At 47.7% G+C, this 25,638-nt stretch carries 22 protein-coding genes and 1 other annotated feature; of the genes, 19 read left to right on the top strand and 3 right to left on the bottom strand.

Annotated features, from left to right (window positions below):
• Positions 1-74: 74 nt before the first annotated feature.
• The 3 genes from A6301_RS00335 to A6301_RS00345 all read right to left on the bottom strand — a co-directional run bounded on the left by A6301_RS00335 (position 75) and on the right by A6301_RS00345 (position 3,159).
• Positions 75-1,181 carry a 4Fe-4S binding protein gene (locus tag A6301_RS00335; RefSeq protein WP_234257168.1) on the bottom strand — a complete coding sequence of 369 codons (1,107 nt, stop codon included), beginning with the start codon at positions 1,179-1,181 and terminating at the stop codon, positions 75-77.
• Positions 1,182-1,636: 455 nt separating this feature from the next.
• Positions 1,637-1,987, bottom strand: coding sequence for a Mor transcription activator family protein (locus tag A6301_RS00340; RefSeq protein WP_234256833.1), 351 nt, complete (start codon positions 1,985-1,987; stop codon positions 1,637-1,639).
• A 437-nt stretch (positions 1,988-2,424) separates the two neighbouring features.
• A complete protein-coding gene (locus A6301_RS00345; RefSeq protein WP_215484268.1) occupies positions 2,425-3,159 on the bottom strand; it encodes a helix-turn-helix transcriptional regulator in 735 nt (244 codons plus the stop codon).
• 393 nt (positions 3,160-3,552) lie between these two features.
• On the opposite strand from A6301_RS00345, the gene A6301_RS00350 reads away from it, so the two are divergent.
• The 19 genes from A6301_RS00350 (at position 3,553) to pheT (ending at position 25,635) form a co-directional block, all read left to right on the top strand.
• Positions 3,553-3,810, top strand: a complete 258-nt coding sequence (locus A6301_RS00350; protein ID WP_215484267.1) for a hypothetical protein — start codon at positions 3,553-3,555, stop codon at positions 3,808-3,810.
• Between the two features lie 385 nt (positions 3,811-4,195).
• On the top strand, positions 4,196-6,364 hold the full coding sequence (locus A6301_RS00355) for an EAL domain-containing protein (protein WP_205542313.1): 2,169 nt from the start codon (positions 4,196-4,198) through the stop codon (positions 6,362-6,364).
• 150 nt (positions 6,365-6,514) lie between these two features.
• The gene (locus A6301_RS00360; protein ID WP_107170618.1) at positions 6,515-8,260 is read left to right on the top strand and encodes a sensor histidine kinase; all 1,746 of its coding nucleotides are present in this window, start codon (positions 6,515-6,517) and stop codon (positions 8,258-8,260) included.
• Positions 8,257-9,006 carry a LytTR family DNA-binding domain-containing protein gene (locus tag A6301_RS00365; RefSeq protein ID WP_234256834.1) on the top strand — a complete coding sequence of 250 codons (750 nt, stop codon included), beginning with the start codon at positions 8,257-8,259 and terminating at the stop codon, positions 9,004-9,006. The genes A6301_RS00360 and A6301_RS00365 overlap by 4 nt, the downstream gene beginning before the upstream one ends.
• 184 nt (positions 9,007-9,190) lie before the next feature.
• A complete protein-coding gene (locus tag A6301_RS00370; RefSeq protein ID WP_107170615.1) occupies positions 9,191-10,414 on the top strand; it encodes an OFA family MFS transporter in 1,224 nt (407 codons plus the stop codon).
• A 262-nt stretch (positions 10,415-10,676) separates the two neighbouring features.
• Entirely contained in the window at positions 10,677-12,014 is a 1,338-nt protein-coding gene (gene ugpB / locus A6301_RS00375; protein ID WP_370642153.1) for a sn-glycerol-3-phosphate ABC transporter substrate-binding protein UgpB, read from the top strand.
• 30 nt (positions 12,015-12,044) lie between these two features.
• On the top strand, positions 12,045-12,893 hold the full coding sequence (locus tag A6301_RS00380; protein WP_234256836.1) for a glycerophosphodiester phosphodiesterase family protein: 849 nt from the start codon (positions 12,045-12,047) through the stop codon (positions 12,891-12,893).
• A 164-nt stretch (positions 12,894-13,057) separates the two neighbouring features.
• The gene (gene htpX / locus A6301_RS00385) at positions 13,058-13,939 is read left to right on the top strand and encodes a protease HtpX (protein WP_107170612.1); all 882 of its coding nucleotides are present in this window, start codon (positions 13,058-13,060) and stop codon (positions 13,937-13,939) included.
• 342 nt (positions 13,940-14,281) lie between these two features.
• Positions 14,282-15,448 carry an oligogalacturonate lyase gene (ogl, locus tag A6301_RS00390; RefSeq protein ID WP_107170611.1) on the top strand — a complete coding sequence of 389 codons (1,167 nt, stop codon included), beginning with the start codon at positions 14,282-14,284 and terminating at the stop codon, positions 15,446-15,448.
• A 215-nt stretch (positions 15,449-15,663) separates the two neighbouring features.
• Positions 15,664-16,455 (top strand): DNA-binding transcriptional regulator KdgR, encoded by a 792-nt coding sequence (gene kdgR / locus A6301_RS00395; RefSeq protein ID WP_107170610.1) that lies wholly within the window; start codon positions 15,664-15,666, stop codon positions 16,453-16,455.
• A 233-nt stretch (positions 16,456-16,688) separates the two neighbouring features.
• Complete coding sequence (locus tag A6301_RS00400; RefSeq protein WP_107170609.1) at positions 16,689-16,952, top strand: YebO family protein; 264 nt, start codon at positions 16,689-16,691, stop codon at positions 16,950-16,952.
• Positions 16,953-17,078: 126 nt separating this feature from the next.
• Positions 17,079-18,479 carry an amino acid permease gene (locus tag A6301_RS00405; protein WP_205542319.1) on the top strand — a complete coding sequence of 467 codons (1,401 nt, stop codon included), beginning with the start codon at positions 17,079-17,081 and terminating at the stop codon, positions 18,477-18,479.
• A 259-nt stretch (positions 18,480-18,738) separates the two neighbouring features.
• On the top strand, positions 18,739-20,667 hold the full coding sequence (thrS, locus tag A6301_RS00410) for a threonine--tRNA ligase (protein WP_234256837.1): 1,929 nt from the start codon (positions 18,739-18,741) through the stop codon (positions 20,665-20,667).
• A 2-nt stretch (positions 20,668-20,669) separates the two neighbouring features.
• Positions 20,670-21,212 carry a translation initiation factor IF-3 gene (gene infC / locus A6301_RS00415; protein ID WP_107170606.1) on the top strand — a complete coding sequence of 181 codons (543 nt, stop codon included), beginning with the start codon at positions 20,670-20,672 and terminating at the stop codon, positions 21,210-21,212.
• Between the two features lie 113 nt (positions 21,213-21,325).
• On the top strand, positions 21,326-21,523 hold the full coding sequence (gene rpmI, locus A6301_RS00420; RefSeq protein ID WP_010275699.1) for a 50S ribosomal protein L35: 198 nt from the start codon (positions 21,326-21,328) through the stop codon (positions 21,521-21,523).
• 43 nt (positions 21,524-21,566) lie between these two features.
• The gene (rplT, locus tag A6301_RS00425) at positions 21,567-21,923 is read left to right on the top strand and encodes a 50S ribosomal protein L20 (protein WP_005968887.1); all 357 of its coding nucleotides are present in this window, start codon (positions 21,567-21,569) and stop codon (positions 21,921-21,923) included.
• 112 nt (positions 21,924-22,035) lie between these two features.
• Positions 22,036-22,160 (top strand) — a sequence feature (Phe leader region).
• Complete coding sequence (gene pheM, locus A6301_RS00430; RefSeq protein WP_106120997.1) at positions 22,042-22,086, top strand: pheST operon leader peptide PheM; 45 nt, start codon at positions 22,042-22,044, stop codon at positions 22,084-22,086. It overlaps the preceding feature by 45 nt.
• An 89-nt stretch (positions 22,161-22,249) precedes the next feature.
• Positions 22,250-23,233 (top strand): phenylalanine--tRNA ligase subunit alpha, encoded by a 984-nt coding sequence (gene pheS, locus A6301_RS00435; RefSeq protein WP_039489639.1) that lies wholly within the window; start codon positions 22,250-22,252, stop codon positions 23,231-23,233.
• 14 nt (positions 23,234-23,247) lie between these two features.
• Positions 23,248-25,635 carry a phenylalanine--tRNA ligase subunit beta gene (gene pheT / locus A6301_RS00440; protein WP_234256838.1) on the top strand — a complete coding sequence of 796 codons (2,388 nt, stop codon included), beginning with the start codon at positions 23,248-23,250 and terminating at the stop codon, positions 25,633-25,635.
• The last annotated feature ends 3 nt before the right edge of the window (positions 25,636-25,638 follow it).

The raw sequence follows: 25,638 nt of genomic DNA on the forward strand, positions 1-25,638 counted from the left end.
AATTTTTCCCTTAAGCTCCTTTCCCCAAAACTATCCTGTTTTGTATTAACCACCGTTGACTTTGTCCGCTGTGATTAATGGCCAATGTTCTGTGAATCGGGAATGAGCCGGAAGTACATGTGTTCGGGAATCGGGCTGTCCCAGCCTCCGGTATACATTGCGAAACCGATCATGCCGAAAAGGATACCCAGTACCAGTACGGTCATCGTAATACCGGACAACGCGGTTTTTCGCCATAGCGGTTTTGCTGCGGAACTGCTTTTTTCCTGCGAACCTGAAGGTTTCATCAATGAAAAATGGAGCGTCGATGCCACCGGGCAGGATTCGACGCAGGTCATGCAGGCTGTGCATTCTGCTGTTCTCACCTGAATCAGTTTATCCACCGGGATGTTAGATGGACATGCCTTGGCGCATTTGCCACAGTCGATACAGCTGGTGGCGTTACGACGGATCTTGAAGGGAGACAGCAGCGAAAATACGCCTAAGAGTGCGCCGTAAGGACAGAGGTATCGACACCAAAAATGGCGAATAAACAGGCTGGCAAACATAAAGAGAAAGATACAGACCAGCGTGATGGTGCCGATATTGCGAAAGAAACCGAGCATTTTAACGTCGGCGATCAAACCATAGGGTGACATCAGAAACATATAGATGCCCTGAGCTGGCATCGATAAAGCGATATAGAGGAAAAAGCTTAATAATAGATATTTCAGGCTACGCAGCGGAATATCTAGCCACTTGGGAAGAGTGAAGTGACGTCCAAACAGTTTTTTCCCCAATGCACCCACCCACTCCGAAATCGTGCCAATAGGGCACAGCCAAGAGCAAAACGATTTCTTCAGCAATAGGCTGGTGAGAATAAAGGCGAGAAGCAATAGCATTGATGCAAGGTGGATAGGGGGAAGATTGCCCGTTTCCCATGTGAACTTAACATTCATTAATCCGGCAATCGGCAGCCAGCCCTCAATACCGCCTGGCCTTGACATATAAAAGCTTGTACCGCCAGTTTCAAAATAACGCACCCAAAAATAGAAAGTGACGCCGATATAGATGTTGATCGTCAGTAGTAGAATTTGTGTTGCTCTGCGCCAGGTCAGAGTGTTGCGCCAGTCGTTCCAAGGAAGTTTGCCACCCGTTGTTCCGGGACGACGCTGCCACCGTTTTCTTGCTTTCTCACTCATTGCTCTCAATTGCCCCCATTTATTTTTTTCACTCGGTGCATTCAGCGCACCGAAGGGATCGTGAAGCAACGTTATCACGCTCTTAGCGGTTAAAAATTGATTTATGCATTATAAATGCATGTTTGTTTTTTAGCTGACTGCGTTGAATAAGAGGATTGGAACTGGTTTGCTCGCTATAGCCTGACTGGATATCGTATTGGAAGGGGTTTCTAAGGTTAAACGTTGGAAATAATAGGATGAGAACAAAATGCACTCATCCTATTAATTACCTTGCGGTATTATATTTTAATATATCTTTCATATTTCAAACAGCGTGTGTTGGTTGGTGTCAGCGTATAGAAATATTTTTCTGCATTTGCCTCAATTCGGATGATTTAGATTTTTTTTCTTAAAAGAAGAGGTTGTTGTACTTATTAAATCATCTATTTCATGTTTTTTAATTTATCACCTTTTAATTACTCCGAAAATTGTTTTTTTGCCTGCAACTCCTCTTTTCTCATCGTTCTGACAATTTTATAAATCCATTGCAGTGAGACATTATATTTTTTGGCCAACGCGCTGTGATTACGGCCGTCGAATTCTTTATAGATTTGAAGGTCGCGTTGAGACGCGCGCCAGGATATTCCCATCGGGAAATAAACGTTTTGTCCGCCCCATACGCTCATCATATGTTTGGCAACGGCGTTGCCGACTAGTTCGGCAGTTTGTGGATCTAACTCTGTGACGTTTTTGACCGTGTCGGCAACATGTTGAGAAAGTTCGACCAGAAGTTCAGGACCCTTACTGCGAAATTGTGGCTCAGTCATAAATCACCTTATCCTTAAAGAAAATAATTACTGTTTATGTGAGAGTTCGAGTATTGCTATCCGAGGAATAACAACCGCGTTATGTGTTCATTTAAAACTATAGTTGTTTTCATGTCAACATCTTTAGTTTTAATTCAGGTTGTTTTTGGTTGTAAATCGAAATGGCAGCCTGTGAGGCTATACGCCAAAAAACTCGATGGAGGAGTAAAAAAAATCCCGCCACAGGGCGGGAAAGCAACACATAGACAGGAGGAATAACACAACATCAACAAGGGGTGATGAAACAATAGCACGATGATTGTATAAAACTGTGACGCGTGGGTAAGGTTATCTGGGCGAGGGTAAACGTTTTTGATGTATGAACCAAAGCCGATGCACCGGCTTTGGGGTGAGAGGAAAAAACGATAGGGCGTAAGCGAAAAATTACCTATATCGAGCTATAACAATACCGAATACCAGAACACGCGACCGATGATCTCGACCTCTGATTCGTAAGCTTCTTCATCCGCATCGCGGTTAAAGCTATGGATGACGAGAAGGCCACCAGGCTTGCGGTAAAGTTGTTTGATTCGCTTGAGTTTATCGTTGCCGCTGCCCTCCTGAGCAATGGCGTAGAGCTTTCCATCAATGATGCGTTTGTTGTTGGTATCAACGGCGACGGTGGTTCCATCCGGGATGATGGGTTCCATACTGTCACCCGCTGCTGGGAAACAAAGAACACCTGAACCGTCAGTGTTTGCGCCAACCTTACGCAGTGTTGCTTTAGAAAAACGGAGCTTAAAGCCGTTGTAATCCTCACTCTGAATGCGTCCGTCGCCGCAGGCAAATTCAATATCCTTTAAAAAAGGCACTTCCACCTCGTCCTTTGATAGTTCTGTCGTGCTGTCCCAAGCTGATACGGTGCCCCATTTTGATGCTGGCGGAATACTCGATTCCTGGAGCGATCGAACCACTCGGTCGCTACGCATTGGGCCTTCGCCATTTGCCAACCATTCAGGGCGAATATGGAGTGCATTGGAAAGCTCAACAATTTTGGTTGTCTGCGACGCTTTCCCCACCTCAATCTTCTGTATGGCGGCCTGAGATACACCAATCATGTCGCCAAGAGCTTTTTGGCTAAGCCCTTGTGCAGTTCTGGCGGTCTTTAATCGTTCTGCAAGTGTCGTTTTCATTCACTCAATTTACAACCTAAGTTGTAATTTATCAAGCGGATATTAATCTTGTTTAAAAAAACCAAAGCTATGTATAGTTGGTGTGCGAGGGAAATCATAAATACAACCATGAAAACAATTTAAGTTGTTATGCCGCGCAAAAAAACTGCACGGATGTATGAGATAACATCAAAATAAACGCTATCGCCGGACTATTAAAAATCCTAATAAATGTCAGGTAGCCATAGTATCGTCTTATTTCACTCCCTGATTTGACTTAAACCTGTGTGTCATTTGATCTAAATCACAATCTGGCTGCAACCATTTTGCTTTGATGGAAATCCCGTTGTGGGAAATATAACCAATGAATTCGTTTTATTATGCATGCGCATGACTGCGTGTCGCGGAGGATGTATGTCTGTAATTCGCACGTGTTTAAGTCTGTTTGGCGGTGATACGGTAATTGTCCGGTGTGCTAATACGTTTGAAGTAAAAATGAGCAATGGTGAACAGGAAACGATGGCTGAAGCGAACAGTTATACGCAGGATTCTATTTGCCGTTATGCTGAAGGTGAAGTGTATTTAACCGTCCCTTATACGGGGGTTTGGGATGTTGTTATCCGAGCGAAGAATGACACCCCAGAGCATTCAATAACCTATTTTCCCGCCTGATGATGCCTTGGTTGGCTATATTCTGTTAATAGCTTGATAATACGTTGTCGTTATCCAGTAATAAGTATTTGAATATGCCAACCCCTCTCTTTATTTTTTGTCTTCATCACCGCACGTTGTGAGTTCATCGATAGCTTTCTATTTCGCTTTTCATCTATCATCTTAATTGATGCTTCCACTTGTTATTATTAATGATTCGAAGGGATGATAGAGTTTGAATCTTTTGCCATACTCAACATTCAGCCACTCTCTGGCGAGAAAAAGAGCCTTGGTTTACTCACGTTGGCCTGGTGTTGCTCTTGTCGTGCTCATTGCTGCAATATTTTGGATTTATAGCTAACCTTTTGTCTAATCTGAACATTAATACGATGGGAGGGGGGAACCCATGAGTCGTGCCCCAATAAGCAAAGATGAAGACAAACGTCTTGCTGCTCTTCGTGAGTATGGAGTTAAGAACGCACTGTTCGATCCGAGTCTGAGCAACCTGATTAGTCTGGCTGCCAACATTTTTAGCGCCCCCATCGTTTTAGTCTCGTTGGTGGAAGCTGAGCGTCAATTGTTTGCCGCCAGCGTAGGTGTTCCTTTTTGCGAAACGCCACGCGATATCTCTTTTTGCGCCCACACGATCTTGAAGAAAAAGATTATGGTGGTGCCTGATGCACTCAAGGATGTGCGATTCAAAAATAACCCGCTGGTTGTCGGAATTCCCTATATTCGTTTTTATGCAGGGATACCCTTAATTACGCCGTCTGGGCATGCTATTGGCACGTTATGTGTTATTGATTTGAAGCCCAGAGCAGCATTCTCCAAGCGTGATGAACACAATTTGCAGGATCTGGCGTCACTGGTCATGGACAAGCTGGAAATGCGGCGTCTGGAATTGGCGCGTAAAGCCAGTCAGGTACGTTTTGAAAATATTGCCAATACCTCGCCCGATACGATTTTGTGCGTTAATGAGAAGGGGATGATTACCTTCTGGAATGCAGCCGCAGAGAAGATGTTGGAATACAGCGATGATGAAATTATCGGCCAAAATATTAATAGCATCGTACCTGATGCCTTTATCGTACAGCTTAATCATCTGGTAACTGACCGCGATTCCCTGATGAAAGGGGTGACGCTGGAGCTGAACGTACAAGCCAAAAGCGGTAGTCGGGTTCCAGTTGAACTGTCGGTTTCTATGTGGGAAGACAATGACAATGTTAGCTATGGCGCGATATTGCGTGACATTACTGAGCGTCGGCGCAACGAAGAGCGACTGTTTTTACTGGCGCACATGGACCCACTGACGGGATTGGCAAACCGGACATTATTGACATCAAATTTAGAAACCGCGCTCAAGAATGAGCCTGCGGTCTGCATCATGATGGTCGATCTGGATGGGTTCAAGGATGTTAATGACAGCCTGGGGCACTCAAGCGGCGATGATATTTTGGTACACGTTGCAAAAAAAATAAAAGCGACAGTTCGTTCCGGTGATGTGGTTGCGAGAATGGGCGGAGATGAATTTGCGCTGCTGTTTCCGGGCCTGAGTGATAAAAGGGTCGCGGGTAAAATTGCCGAGCAAATTATTCATGAAATTTCGCAGGCAATGATTATTGACGACCATCAAATCAATATTAGTGCCAGTATTGGTGCTGTGCTGTACCCAGAATATGGCGTGACCGTGCAGGATCTTTTGACCAGTGCAGATTTAGCGTTGTATCAGGCGAAATCTGAAGGTCGGAATTGTTATCGTTTTTTCACTCGCGAACTGCTTGAAGTCTTTCAGGCTAAGCATGCTTTCCAGTTAGAGTTTGTGCGAGCTTATGAGCAGCATGAATTTGAAATGTTCTATCAACCACAGGTAAAACTGGCAACAAATGAGATTGTTGGTGCTGAGGCGTTGTTACGTTGGCGTCACCCTGAGAGAGGTTTACTTGGCCCTGCCGCCTTTCTTACTGCACTGGAGAATGGTCCGTGGGCAGAACGGGTAGGGGATTGGATCGTAGAAACGGCCTGTAGGCAGGCAGCAGAATGGTGTCAGGCCAGCAATAGCTACTTCCGTATTAGTATTAACCTTTTCAGTGCGCAATTTCGTACTGGCATGTTGGCGCAAAAAATTATGGATACCCTCGCTCGTACAGGGTTGCACCCAAGCTCGCTGGAGCTTGAAATCACGGAAAATATCATTCTGCGTTACGATGAAAATATGTTACAGCCATTGAAAACGCTGCGGGATGCGGGAATCGGGATTGCGTTTGACGACTATGGGACGGGCTATGCGTCTCTCAGTATGCTGAAAAACTACCCGGTGACTCGGCTGAAGATCGATCAAACCTTTGTCAGAACGATGTGTGAATCTCCGCCGGATGCAGCGATTGTCAGGGCAATCCTCTATCTTGGAAAAAGTTTTGGTCTGGGTGTGATTGCAGAAGGGGTTGAAACGTTAGAGCAGAGTGAGCGGCTGCGAGGCAAAGGGTGTGAAGAAGCGCAGGGATATCTGTTCGGGCATCCGATGCCCGCAGAAGAGTTTACCCAGCTACTGAAGTTGAATAAACCAATTGACGTGTAAGCTGTTGTACTACAAAAATCTTTCCTGAAAGCCAGCGCTTGCTGGCTTTCATTTTTTAACACCTTCTTCGCGTTGTTAGTAGACTAAAAAGTGGAATATGGATCACATTTTTTCTATAGTGCTGGCTTGTAACCCAGTACCGGATGTCCCGTGCACGAAATATTTGAGATGCTCCTTGCGGTCTTTGACCGCGCCGCTTTGATGCTGATTTGCCTGTTCTTCCTGACGAGGACGCGCCAGTTCCGGCAATTGTTGCAAAAAGAGCAACATTCGCTGAGAGAGCGGGTGACGGTGACGGCCATCTTTTCACTGTTTGCGCTGTTCGGTACCTATTCCGGCATTAATGTAGAAGGGTCGCTTGTCAACGTACGCGTGATTGCTGTGATGTCCGGCGGCATTCTCTTTGGCCCTTGGGTGGGTATTGCGACTGGCATCATTGCGGGGGCGCACCGTTATTTAATTGATATTGATGGCATTACCTCCGTACCTTGTCTGATTACCAGCATCATCGCGGGTATCACTTCTGGCTACATCAATAAGAAAGTCAAAAAAGAGCAGCAGTGGAGCATCGGAATTCTGGGTGGAATGCTGTGTGAGTCGTTAACGATGTTGCTAGTTGTGGTATGGGCAACGCCGATCGAGTTAGGGCTGGATATTGTGTCAAAAATCGCAGTGCCGATGATTCTTGGCTCTGTATGTATTGGCCTGATCGTATTACTGGTACAGAGCGTGGCGAATGAAAAAGAGGTCATTGCCGCCAGACAAGCCAAACTCGCGCTGGATATTGCACACAAGACGCTGCCGTATTTCCGCAACATTAACAGTGATTCACTGACGGCCATTTGTCGGATCATTCGCACTGAAATAAATGCGGATGCTGTAGCGATAACGAATACGCAGCACATTCAGGCTTACGTGGGGATTGGAGAAGACAAATATAATATCGGTCACGATATTATCAGCCCGATGACGCAGCAGGCGATCCATGATGGAAAAATTATCATTAAAAATAATGATGAACAGCATCTAACACCGGAAATCCATTCGATGATTGTCATCCCGCTATGGGAGCATGGGCAGGTAACTGGCACATTGAAAATTTACTACCGTCACGCCCATAAAATTACCTATTCATTACGCGTGATGGCCGTTGGTTTATCGCAAATTATGTCAACGCAAATTGAAGTGTCCCGCACAGAGCAACTGCGTGATATGGCAAATAAAGCGGAACTGAGAGCGCTACAAAGTAAGATCAATCCGCACTTTCTTTTTAATGCGCTCAATGCGATTTCCTCATCGATTCGTATTAATCCCGATACGGCGCGCCAGTTGGTGATCAACCTGTCTCGCTATTTGCGCTATAACCTCGAACTCAACGATGATGCGCTGATCGATATAAAAAAAGAATTGTACCAAATTCAAGATTATATCGCGATTGAGCAGGCGCGGTTCGGTGCCAAATTAACGGTGATTTACGATATTGACGACGACCTGTCGTATAAGATCCCTAGCTTATTAATTCAGCCGCTGGTAGAAAACGCAATTGTTCATGGTATTCAGCCTTGCCGAGGCAAAGGAACCGTGGTGCTGTCCGTTAAGGAACAGGGCGACAAACTGCTCGTCGCGGTAAAAGATACGGGTCATGGCATCAGCCAGGAAACGATGGAACGCGTTGCGCGCAATGAGTTGCCGGGGAATAGGATTGGTCTGCTGAATGTCCATCATCGGGTGCGTTTGCTCTATGGTGATGGTCTGCATATTCGCCGTCTGGAACCCGGAACCGAGATTTATTTCTACATTCCACGAGAAGATAAAACACCGTCGGCATTGCCAGATACCGTTCTGGTGCCGTCGTCGACTTATTCTGCTGCTGAAAACAGAGGAGGCAACCCATGAAAGCCATTATTGTTGAAGATGAGTTCCTCGCACAGCAGGAGCTCAGTTACCTTATTAAGCAGCACAGTGATATTACGATTGAGGCAACATTCGATGATGGGCTGGATGTCCTGAAGTATCTGCAACATAACGACGTCGATGCGATCTTCTTAGATATCAATATTCCGTCGTTAGATGGTGTATGGCTGGCGCAAAATATCAGCAAATTCGCACACAAGCCCTATATCATCTTTATTACGGCGTATAAAGAGCACGCGGTCGAAGCCTTTGAGGTCGAGGCTTTCGATTACATTCTCAAACCGTATCATGAATCTCGTATCATCACGATGTTGCGTAAATTGGAAGCGACCTGGCAACTGCGGCAAATTGCCCCAACTGCTGAAACAGGCGTGCATGCAGGTGCTCCGAGAGGCGCCCAGCAAACGATTAATTTGATGAAAGACGAACGGATTATCGTCACGGATATTAATAATATCTACTATGCTGCCGCGCAGGAAAAGGTCACGTTGGTTTATACCCGCCGTGAGGAGTTCATCATGCCGATGAATATTACGGAGTTTTGTAATCGCTTACCGGAAGACTATTTCTTCCGTTGCCATCGCTCTTACTGCGTCAACCTGACGAAGATCCGTGAAATTGTACCGTGGTTTAACAATACCTATATCTTGCGATTGAACGATCTGGATTTTGAAGTTCCGGTAAGTCGAAGCAAGATAAAGGCGTTCAGGTCATTGATGCGTCTTTAAAGGCATTTCATTCCACGTTTCAGGCATCTCATTCCCCATTCGATCAACCACTGTCAGCCCGCTTGTATACTGACCCCAGCCCATAAGCTGACAGTGTTTTGATGGATTCTCTCTTCTCCACATCAGCTTATATTTTTTAGCGTGCCGAGCGAATCGGACTAATTTTTGATGTAGGGGAAAACCCATGAATGCTAAACCTGTTAATCGGGGAGTCATTGTCCTCGGTACGATTATCACCCAAATGGGACTCGGCACGATTTACACCTGGAGTTTATTCAACCAGCCGCTGGTGGATAAATTTGGTTGGGCGCTGAGCGCTGTGGCAACGACGTTTTCAATCACCAGTTTCTGTCTGGCATTCGCAACACTGTTTGCCGGTAAATTTCAGGAGCGTATTGGCCTGCGCCGCTTAACGATGATCGCCGGCATTGCACTGGGTATCGGTCTGATGGCAAGTGCAGTGAGTCCGTCGTTGACGTTGATCTATCTGCTGATGGGGGTGGTTGTCGGCTTTGCAGACGGCACGGCTTACATCACGACGCTGTCCAATTTGATTAAATGGTTCCCTAACCGTAAAGGGCTGATCGCGGGTATTTCGGTTGGTGCATTTGGTACCGGAAGCCTGTTGTTCAAATACGTAAACAGCTTTTTGATTGCGGAAGTCGGTGTCTCAGACGCCTTTTTCTACTGGGGAATTATCGTTATGGCGATGATTCTGGTCGGGAGTTCATTGCTGAAAGAGCCTGCTGCGGTACCCGTGCAGCAGGCTGCGGTTCAGGGATCGTCGAGTGATTTCTCGCTGGCCGAGATGTTGGCAACCAAAGAATCATATTTGCTGTTTATTATCTTTTTCACGGCGTGCATGAGCGGCCTGTATTTGATCGGGATTGTGAAAGATATCGGCGTGCAAATGGCCGGAATGGATATGGCGACGGCGGCAAATGCAGTTTCTGCGATTGCGATTTTTAATACCGTTGGGCGTATTGTGCTTGGTGCACTTTCCGATAATGTCGGACGTATGCGAGTCATTAGCTTTACGCTGTTTGTAACTATTCTTGCGGTGTCAGTGATGACTTTTCTGCCGCTTAGCCCAATTTTGTTCTTTATCTGCGTCAGTGCGATTGCCTTTTGCTTTGGTGGCAATATCACGGTATTCCCGGCGATTGTCGGCGACTTCTTTGGCCTGAAAAATCACAGCAAAAATTACGGCGTGATTTATCAGGGATTCGGTATCGGCGCGTTGTCTGGCTCATTTATCGCCGCCCAACTTGGGGGCTTTCAGGCGACATTTATGGCAATTATCATTATGTCTGTCGTCTCGCTGCTGATTACCTTGTGGATTAAACCACCTAAGCATCAACCTGTTACTGACGCAATGCGTGCGGACATGGCACATGCGCAAAGTTAATAAAATCCCACACTGACGGAATATCGCGCTGGACATGACACATGCTGTCCAGCGCGAAGCTACCCCTTTCCTGCTACATAATACCTTCTCTTCATCTGCTGAAATATCGCGATACAGTTCACCACTTTTATCGTCATCCACGTGTCACAGGCGAACTCTAGCGTCGTTATTGGCACGCCTTTTCCTGAAGCGGGCTTCCTTAAAAATAATTTTCTTTAAAAATAACTTTCTTTAAAAACAAAGCGTAGCCGGAGAAAATAACATGATGATTCGGTTTAGGTTCACATCTGTTTTTTCGATGTTGTTAAGTATGGTTTTGCTTATCCCTCTCTCTGCCAGAGCGGCGGTTGAACTGACATTCTGGCATGGCATGGACAGCAATCTGAATACCGAATTGATACGGCTGGTCAATCGGTTTAACGCATCTCAGACGACATATCATGTTGAACCTATCTATAAAGGTAGCTATGAGCAGACGCTGGCTGCGGGTATTGCCGCTTATCGCACCGGTAATGCACCGGATATTTTGCAAGTTTATGATGTCGGTACGCCGAATATGATGCACAGCGGGGCGATTGTTCCGGTGTATGACCTGTTCAAACAGGTCGGTATCGACAATGATGAAAAAGCCTTTCTGCCTGCGGTAGCATTGTTTTATAGCGACAGCCAAACCGGGCATTTGATTTCCCAACCGTTTAACAGTTCAACCCCCGTTCTCTACTACAACAAAGATGCTTTTATCAAAGCAGGACTCGATCCCGATAAACCCCCACGGACCTGGAACGAATTGGCCTACGATGCGGCACGACTGCGTCAGCGCGGGATGACATGCGGCTACACGAATGCCGGGCAACAGGGTTGGATATTGCTGGAAGCTTTTAGCGTGTGGAACGGATTGCCGATCGCGACAAAAAACAATGGATTCGACGGTGTCGATACGCATTTGCTGGTGAACGGTCCGTTGCAGGTCGCACATATCAACCAGCTTGCGGAGATGATGAAGAAGAAAGAGTTCAGCTATTTTGGTCGCAATGACGAGGGGACTACGCGCTTTTATAACGGCGATTGCGGCATATTGACGACCTCGTCGGGTGGGTTACGTAAGATTCAGAACTATGCCAAATTTCATTACGGTGTAGGCATGTTGCCTTACAGCGAAGACGCTAAAGGTGCGCCGCAGAATACGTTCATCGGCGGTGCAAGTCTCTGGGCCATGAAAGGGAAAGCCGCATCGCATTATCAAGGGATCGCTGAATTCCTACATTTCCTGACGCTGCCGGAAAATGCTGCCGAATGGCACCAGATGACGGGCTATCTTCCGGTGACGCAACCCGCTTACGAACTGACGCGTGAGCAAGGTTTTTATGCCCGATACCCCGGCAGCGATGTTGCCATGAAACAGCTCACCAATAAGCCGCCTTTACCTTATACGCGTGGATTCCGATTAGGCAATATGCCGCAAATCCGTACCATCATGGACGAAGAGTTGGAGAAAGTCTGGGCAGAGCAAGAAACGCCGCAGCAGGCGTTGGACAATGTGGTTTCGCGTGGTGATCTTCTGTTGCAGCATTTTGCGCAGTCGGTTTCCCGTCATTCATGATGTTCCCCGTTTATGTGGAGTTTTTGACTGATGACAAAGCAAAGTAAAGGCGTAACTCAGGAATTGATTGCGGCGCAAAACACGGCGGTTCTGACGGTAGCACATCGCGGTGTCTGGGCGTCGGCACCGGAAAATTCGCTGGCGGCGCTGCGCGAAGCCATTCGATTGGGGGTTGATATCGTGGAGATAGATGCGCAATTAACGGCTGATAGCCATGTTGTCGTGATTCATGATAATACACTCGATCGCACAAGCAATGTGAGGGGGAAGGTTGGCAAGATGACGCTGGCAGAAATTCGCCAGGCGCGTCTACGCGGGAGTGATGGCAGTTCGGCATGGCCGTTAAGTAACGAAAAAATCCCGCTGTTGTACGAGGTACTCGAAGAGGCGCGTGGGCGTATTGTTATCAATGTGGATGTGAAAAATGAGCGGGAATTTGGTGTCATCGCTCGCGATATTCGTGATAAAGGTCTCAGTGCGGGGGCGATCATGAAAAGTCCTATCCATCTTGCTGCTGCCCGTTTTCCTCTCGTTTCACCGTCGGCGGACTCCCAGATACCGTACATGCCGTTGATCGACCTCCAACGAGGGGAAACCGTCGATATTCTGCGGCAAATTGACGATTTTGGCGTTGCCATGGTGGAAGCCAATTTTGATCATATTGATACATTGGTTGAGACGTATGCTGAATTTCAACGGCTTGGCGTACGTATCTGGGTAAACACACTGGATTGTGCGCATCCGCTAGATTACAGCGATACTCGCGCCTTAGTCGATCCTGACGCTGTATGGGGGGCACTCATTCGAGCTGGTGTCGGTGCGATTCAGGTCGATCACGCCGCTGCATTTATCGATTTTCGGTCAACGCTAGTACGCTGATCTATCAGGGCTACCAGCAGACAAGATGCCGCTTTCCTCTTGAAAAATGTAAAGTTATGTGGATTTAGTAACTGAAAAGTTAAGAATACTTGAAAATACCACGACAACCCATACGATGTAGGTGTTGTAAACTTTATTTTTCTGCGAGAGGAAATCAGACCTTTATGATGCGTATTGCGCTTTTCCTGATCACCAACCTGGCGGTGATGTTGGTTTTCGGGCTGGTACTCAGCCTGACGGGAATTCAGTCCAGCAGTGTCCAGGGCTTAATGATTATGGCTGGGCTGTTTGGCTTTGGCGGTGCGTTTGTTTCACTGCTGATGTCTAAATGGATGGCGTTGCGGTCCGTTGGCGGTGAGGTCATTGAACAACCACGTAACGAAACCGAACGCTGGTTGGTGGAAACGGTGCGTTCACAGTCACAGCAGGCTGGGATCGCGATGCCACAGGTGGCTATTTACCATGCGCCAGACATCAATGCGTTCGCGACGGGAGCTCGTCGTGATGCTTCTCTGGTGGCGGTGAGCACGGGTTTGCTGCAAAACATGAGTCGTGACGAGGCTGAAGCGGTTATCGCGCATGAAATTAGTCATATCGCGAATGGTGACATGGTAACGATGACGCTGGTTCAGGGCGTAGTAAACACCTTCGTTATCTTTATCTCTCGCCTGATCGCTCAGGTCGTTTCCGGTTTCTTGTCCGGTAATCGTGATGAAGGCGAAAGCAGTAACGGCAATCCGCTGGTTTATTTTGCCGTTGCTACCGTGCTGGAACTGGTATTTGGTATTCTTGCCAGCATTATCACCATGTGGTTCTCACGCTATCGTGAATTCCATGCAGATGCCGGCTCTGCCAAGCTGGTGGGGCGTGAAAAAATGATCGCGGCACTACAACGCCTGAAGACCAGCTACGAACCGCAGGAGGAGGGCAGCATGATGGCCTTCTGCATTAACGGAAAATCGAAATCCTTCAGCGAGCTCTTCATGTCACACCCGCCGTTGGATAAGCGCATCGAGGCGCTGCGCTCCGGTGAGTACCTGAAGTAATTCACGGTAATTTTCTTCCCAAAGGCCCACTCGGGCCTTTGTTATTTCTGCGCTTATTGATTCATCGATCCTGCACTTTATCTGTCCGAATCTTTTCATTAGATCTGAAACAGGTGGTGAAAATAGGAAGAATGTTTTATAAAATAAAACCACGATCACGGAAAAATGAAACATTGTTTCTATAATGCCGATATAACAGGCGTCTCGCGTGAGATTGGTGGCCTGATTTTTGAACAACCAGTGTCGGCGTGGCCGACTCGCTGGGCGAGCGGAATATCAGGTTATCGGAGAGTATGCGCGTGTGGCGTCAGATTCTTCATGATAAGTTCTAAGGATTTACGGATGGCCAAAGGTAACAAGATTCCCCTAACGTTCCATACCTATCAGGATTCAGCAACCGGCACCGAAGTTGTGCGTTTAACCCCGCCCGATGTTATCTGCCACCGCAACTATTTCTACCAGAAATGTTTCTTCAACGATGGCAGCAAACTGCTGTTTGGTGCGGCGTTTGATGGTCCATGGAACTATTATCTGCTGGATTTAAAAGAGCAGAATGCCACGCAGTTGACGGAAGGCAAAGGCGACAACACCTTCGGTGGTTTCCTGTCCCCGAATGACGATGCGCTGTATTACGTTAAAAATACCCGTAACCTGATGCGCGTCGATCTGGCTACGCTGGAAGAGAAAACCATTTATCAGGTGCCTGATGACTGGGTTGGCTACGGTACTTGGGTTGCCAATTCCGATTGCACTAAAATGGTCGGTATTGAGATCAAAAAAGAAGACTGGAAGCCACTGACTGATTGGAAAAAATTCCAGGAATTCTATTTCACTAATCCTTGCTGCCGTCTGATTCGCGTCGATTTGGTAACGGGCGAAGCAGAGACGATCCTTCAGGAAAACCAATGGCTGGGTCACCCAATTTACCGTCCAGGCGATGACAATACGGTCGCATTCTGCCATGAAGGTCCACACGATTTGGTTGATGCCCGTATGTGGTTCATCAACGAAGACGGTACCAACATGCGTAAAGTGAAAGAGCATGCAGAAGGCGAAAGCTGTACCCACGAATTCTGGGTGCCAGATGGTTCTGCGATGATTTACGTCTCTTACCTTAAAGACGATACCAACCGCTATATCCGCAGCATCGATCCCGTTACGCTAGAAGATCGTCAACTGCGCATCATGCCGCCATGTTCTCACCTGATGAGTAACTATGATGGCACGTTGTTGGTTGGTGATGGTTCCGATGCGCCAGTCGACGTGCAGGATGATGGTGGCTACAAAATTGAGAACGATCCGTTCCTGTATGTTTTCAACCTGAAAACCGGCAAAGAACACCGCATAGCACAACACAATACATCTTGGGAAGTGTTGGAAGGCGACCGTCAGGTCACCCACCCACATCCTTCTTTCACGCCGGATAATAAACAAGTCCTGTTTACTTCTGACGTAGATGGAAAACCTGCGCTGTATCTGGCGAAGGTTCCTGATTCCGTCTGGAACTAATAATACTAATAAGTCCGCGTCACATTTTATGGCGCGGATTATTTTAAAATATTTACTTACATATTATTTTATTAAGTCTCTGACGCGGTTATTTCTCAATCTTAACTTGATTATCGTTATTGCTCCATTGCCATAATCAAAGCGTTCCCTTTATACTAAAACCATTGTTCTATTTTTTTTAAAACAAAAAAAACCTGAGTAGGGTAACCACAAAAATGGCTATTGCAGATTTAGATAAACAACCCGATTCCGTGTCGTCCGTTTTAAAGGTTTTTGGTATTTTGCAGGCATTAGGTGAAGAGAGAGAAATTGGTATTACCGAGCTTTCTCAGCGCGTCATGATGTCCAAGAGTACCGTTTACCGCTTCTTGCAGACGATGAAATCCCTGGGCTATGTTGCGCAGGAAGGTGAATCGGAGAAATATTCGCTGACGCTCAAGTTGTTTGAACTTGGTGCGAAAGCATTGCAGAACGTAGATTTAATCCGCAGTGCGGATATACAGATGCGCGAGTTGTCTGCGCTGACGCGAGAAACGATCCACCTTGGCGCGTTAGATGAAGACGGCATCGTTTATATCCACAAGATTGATTCTATGTATAACCTGCGCATGTATTCGCGCATCGGTCGCCGTAATCCATTGCACAGTACCGCAATTGGTAAAGTGCTGTTGGCGTGGCGCGATCGTGGTGAAGTGGAAGAAGTTCTGTCGACGGTAGAATTCACTCGCAGCACACCACATACGTTGTGTTCTGCTGAAGATCTTCTTAACCAATTGGATGTTGTGCGCGAGCAAGGCTACGGCGAAGATAACGAAGAACAGGAAGAAGGGCTGCGTTGCATCGCTGTTCCGGTATTCGATCGCTTCGGTGTTGTGATTGCTGGCCTCAGTATTTCTTTCCCAACAATTCGTTTTTCAGAAGAGAATAAACACGAATATGTGGCCACGCTGCACACCGCAGCCAGAAATATCTCAGAACAGATGGGCTACCACGATTACCCTTTCTGATATTCCTTATCGTTTGCTAAGCCTGTCCTTGTCGACAGGCTTTTTTTTATGGCGGGCCGTCGTGAGCAACGTTGAAAAACGTTCCCACGTTTTTTTATTTTTTGCACCAATACGATAGCGATGTGCATCAGCATGCTGTGGATAACGGACGGCGTCGGGTATCGAATTTGGTTACGCCCTGGTGTTAAGATAGCCCGTAGATGTCTGTCTAAGTAGCGATAAGTGGAGTCGTTGTGAACATATTAGAAGTGGTTTTTGTCTTGCTGGTTGTGCTACTGGCCGCACTGGTTTGGTTTTTTGTCAATCGGGCGAGCGTCAGAGCGAATGAGCAGGTGAAATTGCTGCAAGAGATCGTAGAGCAGCAACGTCAGCAGCTAGCGTTATTGAAAAAATTGTTACCCCAGAATGTAGAGAAAAGCGAGCCTGAAGCGCTTGTCGCCGAGCTCGGTCGTGATGATGTGGAGTTAACGTTCAAAAATGTCATTCCTGAACGTTAATAGCCCAATCACTGTGTAGCGCTTAAATACACTTCTTTTGCCTGTTTGCCTCCGCTTTCATTCGGGGGGCGTAAGCAGGCATTGTTATAAAAATGAAGAAGGCTTTACAGGAAGCATAAAAACAACATGGCAAATGCTCAGAACAACATAGCAAACGATCAACAGGAACTGGTTTTAAAACGGGGGCTAAAAAATCGGCATATTCAGTTGATAGCACTGGGTGGTGCTATTGGTACTGGGCTGTTTTTAGGGATATCGCAGACTATTCAAATGGCTGGCCCGTCCGTCTTATTGGGCTATGCGATAGCCGGCATGATTGCGTTTCTGATTATGCGGCAACTGGGTGAAATGGTAGTAGAAGAACCAGTAGCGGGTTCATTCAGCCATTTTGCCTTTAAATACTGGGGTGATTTTGCGGGTTTCCTCGCAGGTTGGAACTACTGGGCGATGTTTATTCTGGTAGGGATGGCGGAGTTGACCGCCGTGGGGATTTATATCCAATACTGGTGGCCGGAGACGCCAACCTGGTTGTCTGCGGCGATCTTCTTTGTGCTGATCAACCTGATCAATCTCGTTAATGTGCGGATGTTTGGGGAAACAGAATTTTGGTTCGCCATTATCAAAGTACTTGCCATCGTCGGAATGATTGTCTTTGGCAGTTGGCTGTTGCTGAGTGGTAATGGTGGCGAAACGGCGACGGTTCGTAATTTATGGATTCATGGCGGATTCATGCCGAATGGCGCAAGCGGCTTGATCATGGCGATGGCAGTGATCATGTTTTCATTCGGTGGCCTGGAGTTGGTGGGGATCACAGCCGCAGAAGCGGCCGATCCGAAACGTTCTATCCCGCAGGCGACTAATCAGGTGGTGTACCGCATCCTGATTTTCTATATCGGCGCGCTGTCTATTTTGTTATCACTCTACCCGTGGGGGAATGTGGTCGGCGGCGGTAGTCCGTTTGTCCTGATTTTCCATGCGCTTAACAGCAATATGGTGGCGAACGTGCTCAACGTCGTGGTACTGACGGCAGCATTATCGGTTTACAACAGCGGCGTATACTGTAATAGCCGGATGCTGTACGGTTTGGCAAAACAAGGAAATGCGCCGAAGTCTTTGGCTAAGGTTAACGCGCGCGGTGTGCCCGTTCGTTCTATCGCGCTGTCGGCGTTGGCGACCTCACTTGGCGTAGCGATTAACTACCTGATGCCGGGTAAAGCCTTTGAACTGCTGATGGCGTTGGTGGTGTCGACGCTGGTGATTAACTGGATCATGATCTGCTTTGCGCACCTGCGTTTTCGTCAGGCGATGATCGCGAAGGGGATTGTTCCTGCGTTTAAAGCCTTCTGGTATCCGTGGGGTAACTACCTGTGTCTGGCATTTCTGGCGGGGATATTAGTGATTATGCTGCTATCGCCGGGGATTCGCATTTCGGTCATTTTAATTCCGTTCTGGATTGCTGTTATTTGGCTTGGTTTCCGATTTTCCCGCAAAAATAACGCGATGCTCAAATCGACACAAACACAGTAAACACTCCCGTGGCCTGTTCATCGCGCGGTAACGATGCGCAGGCTACCCATCCGGCTTTAACACACCACTTATAAGGTGTATTATTGTCGCCGACGTTATCCATGTCACGCTAGTGCGCGCCTGTAGTGTTCGCATCATGTGTATATATTTCACAGAGTACAGAGAAATAGCATGGGTAACACTTTTGATTTTCAATTGATATGCGATTTTTTGCATGTGAGCTTTCGTGTGGCTCACCACTGTAAATAAGGGAATTATAATGCCAGTTATCACCCTTCCTGATGGAAGTCAGCGTCATTACGACCACGCCGTTTCTCCCCTCGATGTTGCACTTGATATTGGTCCCGGTCTGGCAAAAGCCTGTATCGCCGGACGTGTCAATGGCGAACTGGTTGACGCCAGCGATAAGATCGATACCGATGCACAGTTAGCCATTATTACCGCCAAAGATGAAGCCGGTCTGGAGATTATTCGTCACTCCTGTGCGCACTTGTTGGGCCATGCGATCAAGCAACTGTGGCCAGATACCAAAATGGCGATTGGTCCGGTTATTGATAACGGTTTTTACTATGACGTTGACATTGACCGTACTCTGACTCAGGAAGACATTGAGCTGCTCGAAAAGCGTATGCATGAGCTCGCTGACACTGACTATGACGTAATCAAGAAAAAAGTCAGTTGGCAGGAAGCACGCGACGCGTTCGCTGCGCGCGGTGAGACCTACAAAATTGCGATTCTGGATGAGAACATCAGCCACGACGATCATCCAGGTCTGTATCACCATGAAGAATACGTCGATATGTGCCGTGGCCCGCACGTACCGAATATGCGTTTCTGTCATCATTTCAAATTGCAGAAAACCTCTGGTGCTTACTGGCGTGGCGACAGCAAAAATAAAATGCTGCAACGCATCTACGGCACCGCATGGGCGGATAAAAAGCAGTTGGCTTCTTACCTGCAACGTCTTGAAGAAGCGTCTAAGCGCGACCACCGCAAAATCGGTAAACAACTTGACCTGTATCACATGCAGGAAGAAGCGCCAGGTATGGTGTTCTGGCACAACGACGGCTGGACGATCTTCCGCGAGTTGGAAGCGTTTGTACGCATGAAACTGAAGTCGTACCAGTATCAGGAAGTGAAAGGTCCATTCATGATGGATCGCGTGATGTGGGAAAAAACCGGCCACTGGGAAAACTACAAAGAAGCGATGTTCACGACGTCATCAGAGAATCGTGAATACTGCATCAAGCCGATGAATTGCCCGGGCCATGTACAGATTTTCAATCAGGGATTGAAATCTTATCGCGATCTGCCGCTGCGTATGGCTGAGTTCGGTAGCTGTCACCGTAATGAACCGTCAGGTTCTCTGCATGGCCTAATGCGCGTGCGCGGCTTCACTCAGGACGATGCGCACATCTTCTGTACGGAAGAGCAGGTTCGTGATGAAGTGAACAGCTGCATCAAGATGGTGTATGACATGTACAGCACCTTCGGTTTTGAAAAAATCGTGGTGAAACTGTCTACGCGTCCTGAAAAACGCATTGGTAGCGATGAGATGTGGGATCGTGCTGAAGCCGATTTGGCGGCGGCGTTGACTGAAAATAACATTGAATTCGCTTATCAGCCGGGTGAAGGGGCGTTCTATGGCCCAAAAATTGAATTTACCTTGCATGACTGTTTGGATCGCGCGTGGCAGTGTGGTACGGTGCAGCTCGACTTTTCATTACCGGGTCGTTTGAACGCCTCTTACGTTGGCGAAAGTAATGAGCGTCAGGTGCCGGTTATGATTCACCGGGCTATTTTGGGTTCAATGGAGCGTTTTATCGGTATTCTGACCGAAGAATTCGCTGGTTTCTTCCCAACCTGGTTAGCGCCGGTTCAAGTGGTGATTATGAATATCACCGACAGCCAGTCTGATTATGTCAACGAATTGACCCAAAAATTGCAAGAAGCGGGCATTCGTGTGAAAGCAGACTTGAGAAATGAGAAGATAGGCTTTAAAATCCGCGAACACACTTTACGACGCGTTCCCTATATGCTGGTTTGTGGCGACAAAGAGGTCGAGGCAGGAAAAGTTGCTGTCCGTACTCGTCGTGGTAAAGACCTGGGGAGCCTGGATGTCAGTGAAGTTATCAGCAAGCTGCTGCAAGAGATTCGCAGCCGTAGTCTTCATCAATTGGAGGTATAGGTATTAAAGGCGGAAAACGAGTTCAACCGGCGCGTCCTAATCGCATCAACAGAGAGATTCGCGCACATGAGGTACGCCTAACTGGCGTCGAAGGCGAACAGCTTGGCATCGTAAGTCTAAATGAAGCATTAGAAAAAGCCGAAGAAGCAGGTGTTGATTTAGTTGAAATCAGTCCGAACGCCGAGCCGCCGGTTTGCCGAATTATGGATTACGGCAAGTTCCTTTATGAGAAGAGTAAGGCTACAAAGGAACAGAAGAAAAAACAAAAAGTTATTCAGGTCAAGGAAATCAAATTCCGACCTGGTACCGATGATGGCGACTATCAGGTCAAACTACGCAACCTGGTTCGCTTTCTGGAAGATGGTGACAAAGCTAAAATCACACTGCGTTTCCGCGGTCGTGAAATGGCACACCAACAGATTGGTATCGAAGTGCTTAACCGCGTTCGTGACGATCTGAGTGAACTGGCAGTTGTCGAATCCTTCCCATCGAAGATCGAAGGCCGTCAGATGATCATGGTGTTAGCACCGAAGAAGAAACAGTAAGGCATTCAAGTAGCGGAACCGCACTGCTTTTATTTTGCGTTAAGCAGTAAATCTGTGCGGTTTTGTTCGCCTTATCTGATTCGTTTTATTAACAATGCGAAGTGGAAATAAAAATGCCAAAGATTAAAACAGTACGTGGCGCCGCTAAACGCTTTAAAAAAACCGCTAGCGGTGGTTTTAAGCGTAAGCATGCTAACCTGCGTCATATTCTGACCAAAAAGTCAACTAAGCGTAAACGTCATCTGCGTCCAAAAGGTCTGGTCTCCAAAGGGGATCTGGGTCTTGTTATCGCATGTCTGCCGTACGCATAAGTAACCTTTTTTTAATTCAGAATAAGACTTTAGGAGAGAGCATATGGCTCGCGTAAAACGTGGTGTAGTTGCCCGTGCACGTCACAAGAAAATATTGAAACAAGCGAAAGGTTACTACGGTGCCCGTTCGCGTGTTTATCGTGTTGCCTTCCAGGCAGTAATCAAAGCTGGTCAGTACGCTTACCGCGACCGTCGTCAACGTAAACGTCAATTCCGTCAGCTGTGGATTGCACGTATCAATGCGGCAGCTCGTCAAAACGGTTTGTCTTACAGCAAATTCATCAACGGCCTGAAAAAAGCCTCTGTTGAAATTGACCGTAAGATTCTGGCCGATATCGCAGTATTCGATAAGTTAGCGTTCAGCGCTCTGGTCGAAAAAGCGAAAGCGGCACTGGCGTAAGTCAGTTGAGAGAGGGAGCTTTGGCTCCCTCTTTTCGTCAAGCGCTATAGTTTCGGTGTTTACAATACCGTTGGCTATTTACACGTTTTTGTGGTTCTCAAAACAAGGTAAAGCAAGTATGAACGCTGCTATTTTCCGTTTCTTTTTTTACTTTAGCGCCTGAACTCAGGGGGCTTTGCGCGTAAGAAAAGAAACGAAAAGTAGCGCTTAAGCCTCCCTTAGGGAGGCTTTTTTATTTATAATTATCGGTTTTTACTATCGTTTTTAGTAAAACGACATTCTTCAATCATGACAGTTGGCCGCATAGGCAGAAAAAGAGGAACACAATGCCACATCTCGCAGAACTGGTTGCCAAAGCCAGAACAGCTATAGAAGAGGCCCAGGATGTTGCCGCACTGGAAAATGTGCGTGTCGAATATCTGGGTAAAAAAGGTCACTTAACCCTTCAGATGACCTCGCTGCGCGAGTTGCCGGCTGAAGAACGTCCTGCTGCTGGTGCTGTCATTAACCAGGCTAAGCAAGACGTTCAGGACGCGCTGAATGCCCGTAAGCAAATGTTGGAATCTGCTGAATTGAATGCGCGTCTGGCGCAAGAAACCATCGATGTGTCCCTGCCGGGCCGCACCATTGAGAATGGTGGTTTGCACCCAGTGACGCGCACTATCGATCGCATCGAAACCTTTTTTGGCGAGCTGGGCTTTTCGGTGGTCACCGGGCCAGAAATCGAAGACGACTACCACAACTTTGATGCGTTAAATATTCCAGGGCATCACCCCGCACGTGCTGACCACGATACGTTCTGGTTCGATGCTACGCGTCTGCTGCGTACACAGACTTCAGGCGTTCAGATCCGTACCATGGAAAAACAGCAACCGCCTATTCGTATCATTGCGCCGGGCCGCGTTTATCGTAACGATTACGATCAGACTCACACGCCAATGTTCCATCAGATGGAAGGGCTGATTGTCGATAAAGACATCAGCTTCACCAATCTGAAAGGTACGCTGCATGATTTCCTGCGTAATTTCTTTGAGGAAGATTTGCAGGTTCGCTTCCGTCCGTCTTATTTCCCGTTCACCGAGCCGTCCGCAGAAGTGGATGTCATGGGTAAGAACGGTAAATGGTTGGAAGTATTGGGTTGCGGCATGGTGCACCCTAATGTCCTGCGTAATGTTGGTATCGATCCCGAAGTTTATTCCGGTTTCGCATTTGGTATGGGCATGGAGCGTCTGACGATGCTGCGCTATGGCGTAACCGATTTGCGTGCATTCTTCGAAAATGATCTGCGTTTCCTCAAACAGTTTAAGTAAGGCGGGTATACATCATGAAATTCAGTGAACTCTGGTTACGCGAGTGGGTAAACCCGGCGGTTGACAGTGAAACGTTATCCGAACAAATCACGATGGCTGGGCTGGAAGTGGATGGCGTTGAGCCTGTTGCTGGCGCATTCCACGGAGTGTTTGTCGGTGAAGTGGTTGAATGTGGGCAGCACCCGAATGCAGATAAACTGCGTGTGACAAAAGTCAATGTTGGTGGCGATCGCCTACTGGACATCGTTTGCGGCGCACCGAACTGCCGTCAGGGTCTGAAAGTGGCGGTAGCGACGGTAGGTGCCGTGTTGCCAGGCGACTTCAAAATCAAAGCTGCCAAACTGCGTGGCGAACCGTCTGAAGGTATGCTGTGCTCATTTTCCGAATTGGGTATTTCCGACGATCACGATGGCATCATCGAGTTGCCAGCAGATGCGCTGATTGGCACGGATATTCGTGACTACCTGAAGTTAGATGACAACGCGATTGAAATCAGCGTGACACCAAACCGTGCTGATTGCTTAGGCATCATCGGTGTGGCGCGTGATGTGGCGGTATTGAATCAAATGGCGTTGAATGAACCGGCTGTTGAGCCCGTTGCCGCGACAATTCAGGATACCTTCCCAATTCAGGTTGATGCGCCACAGGCATGTCCGCGCTATTTAGGCCGTGTAGTGAAAGGCATCAACGTTAAGGCGGCAACGCCGCTGTGGATGCGTGAAAAACTGCGTCGTTGCGGTATTCGCTCTATCGATCCCGTGGTTGACGTGACCAACTACGTTCTGCTGGAACTCGGCCAGCCGATGCATGCATTCGATCTTGACCGTCTCAACGGCGGCATTATTGTGCGTATGGCGAAAGAGGGCGAAACGCTGACGCTGCTGGATGGTAACGAAGCGAAGCTGAACGCCGATACGCTGGTTATTGCCGACCAGCAGAATGCATTGGCAATGGGCGGTATCTTTGGCGGCGAGCATTCTGGCGTCAATGAAGAAACGCAAAACGTTCTGCTGGAATGTGCCTATTTTAACCCGCTGTCGATTACTGGACGCGCACGTCGTCACGGCTTGCACACTGATGCCTCTCACCGTTATGAACGTGGTGTTGATCCGGCGTTGCAACACAAAGCTATTGAACGAGCCACTCGTTTGCTGATTGAGATTTGTGGTGGCGAAGCCGGCCCGGTCGTTGATGTCACCAGCGACGCGGATTTGCCAACGCGCGCAACGATTACGTTGCGTCGTGAAAAGCTGAATCGTCTGATTGGCCATGTGATTGCCGATGAGCAGGTGAGCGATATCCTGCAACGTTTAGGCTGTAACGTGGTGAGAACTGACACCGGCTGGCAGGCGACTGCACCGAGCTGGCGCTTTGACATGGAAATCGAAGAAGATCTGGTTGAAGAAGTCGCGCGTATTTACGGCTACAACAACATTCCGAATATTCCTACTCAGGCTCCGTTGATCATGACCGCGCATCGTGAAGCGTCATTGTCATTGAAGCGCGTTAAGGCACTATTAGTCGATCACGGCTATCAGGAAGCAATTACTTACAGTTTTGTTGACCCGAAAATTCAGGGGTTAATCCACCCTGAGGAAGCTTCGCTGAGTCTGCCGAGCCCGATTTCAGCAGAGATGTCGGTGATGCGTTTATCACTGTGGAGTGGCTTATTAAGCGCCGCTGTGTATAACCAAAACCGTCAACAAAGCCGCCTGCGCCTGTTTGAAAGCGGTCTGCGTTTTGTACCGGACACCAGTGCTGACCTGGGCATTCGCCAAGATCTGATGCTGGCAGGTGTGATTACCGGCACGCGTTATGAAGAACATTGGGATCTGGCGCGTCAGGCCGTTGACTTCTATGATTTAAAAGGCGATTTGGAAGCGGTACTGGCATTGACGGGCAAATTGTCTGAGATTGAATTCAAAGCCGAAAATAATCCGGCATTGCATCCAGGACAAAGTGCTGCTATTTATCTGTGCGGAGAACGCATTGGATTTATTGGCGTTATTCACCCAGAACTGGAGCGCAAGTTGGATCTTAACGGGCGCACCGTGGTGTTCGAATTGTTGTGGGATAAGGTTGCAGACCGCGTATTGCCTGATGCGAACGAGATTTCCCGCTTCCCTGCGAACCGTCGTGATATTGCCGTTGTGGTCGCTGAAAATGTCCCTGCGGGTGATATTTTGGCCGAGTGTAAGAAAGTTGGCGCAAATCAGTTAGTTGGCGTAAACTTATTCGACGTGTACCGAGGGAAGGGCGTAGCGGAAGGTTATAAGAGTCTGGCTATCAGCCTGACACTGCAAGATACCACGCGTACACTGGCAGAAGAGGAAATTGCCGCTACCGTTGCTGAGTGCGTAGCAGCATTAAAACAGCGATTCCAAGCATCCTTGAGGGATTGAACC

Source organism: Pectobacterium sp. IFB5596 (genome assembly GCF_021432585.1).
GTDB classification, from domain to species: domain Bacteria; phylum Pseudomonadota; class Gammaproteobacteria; order Enterobacterales; family Enterobacteriaceae; genus Pectobacterium; species Pectobacterium punjabense.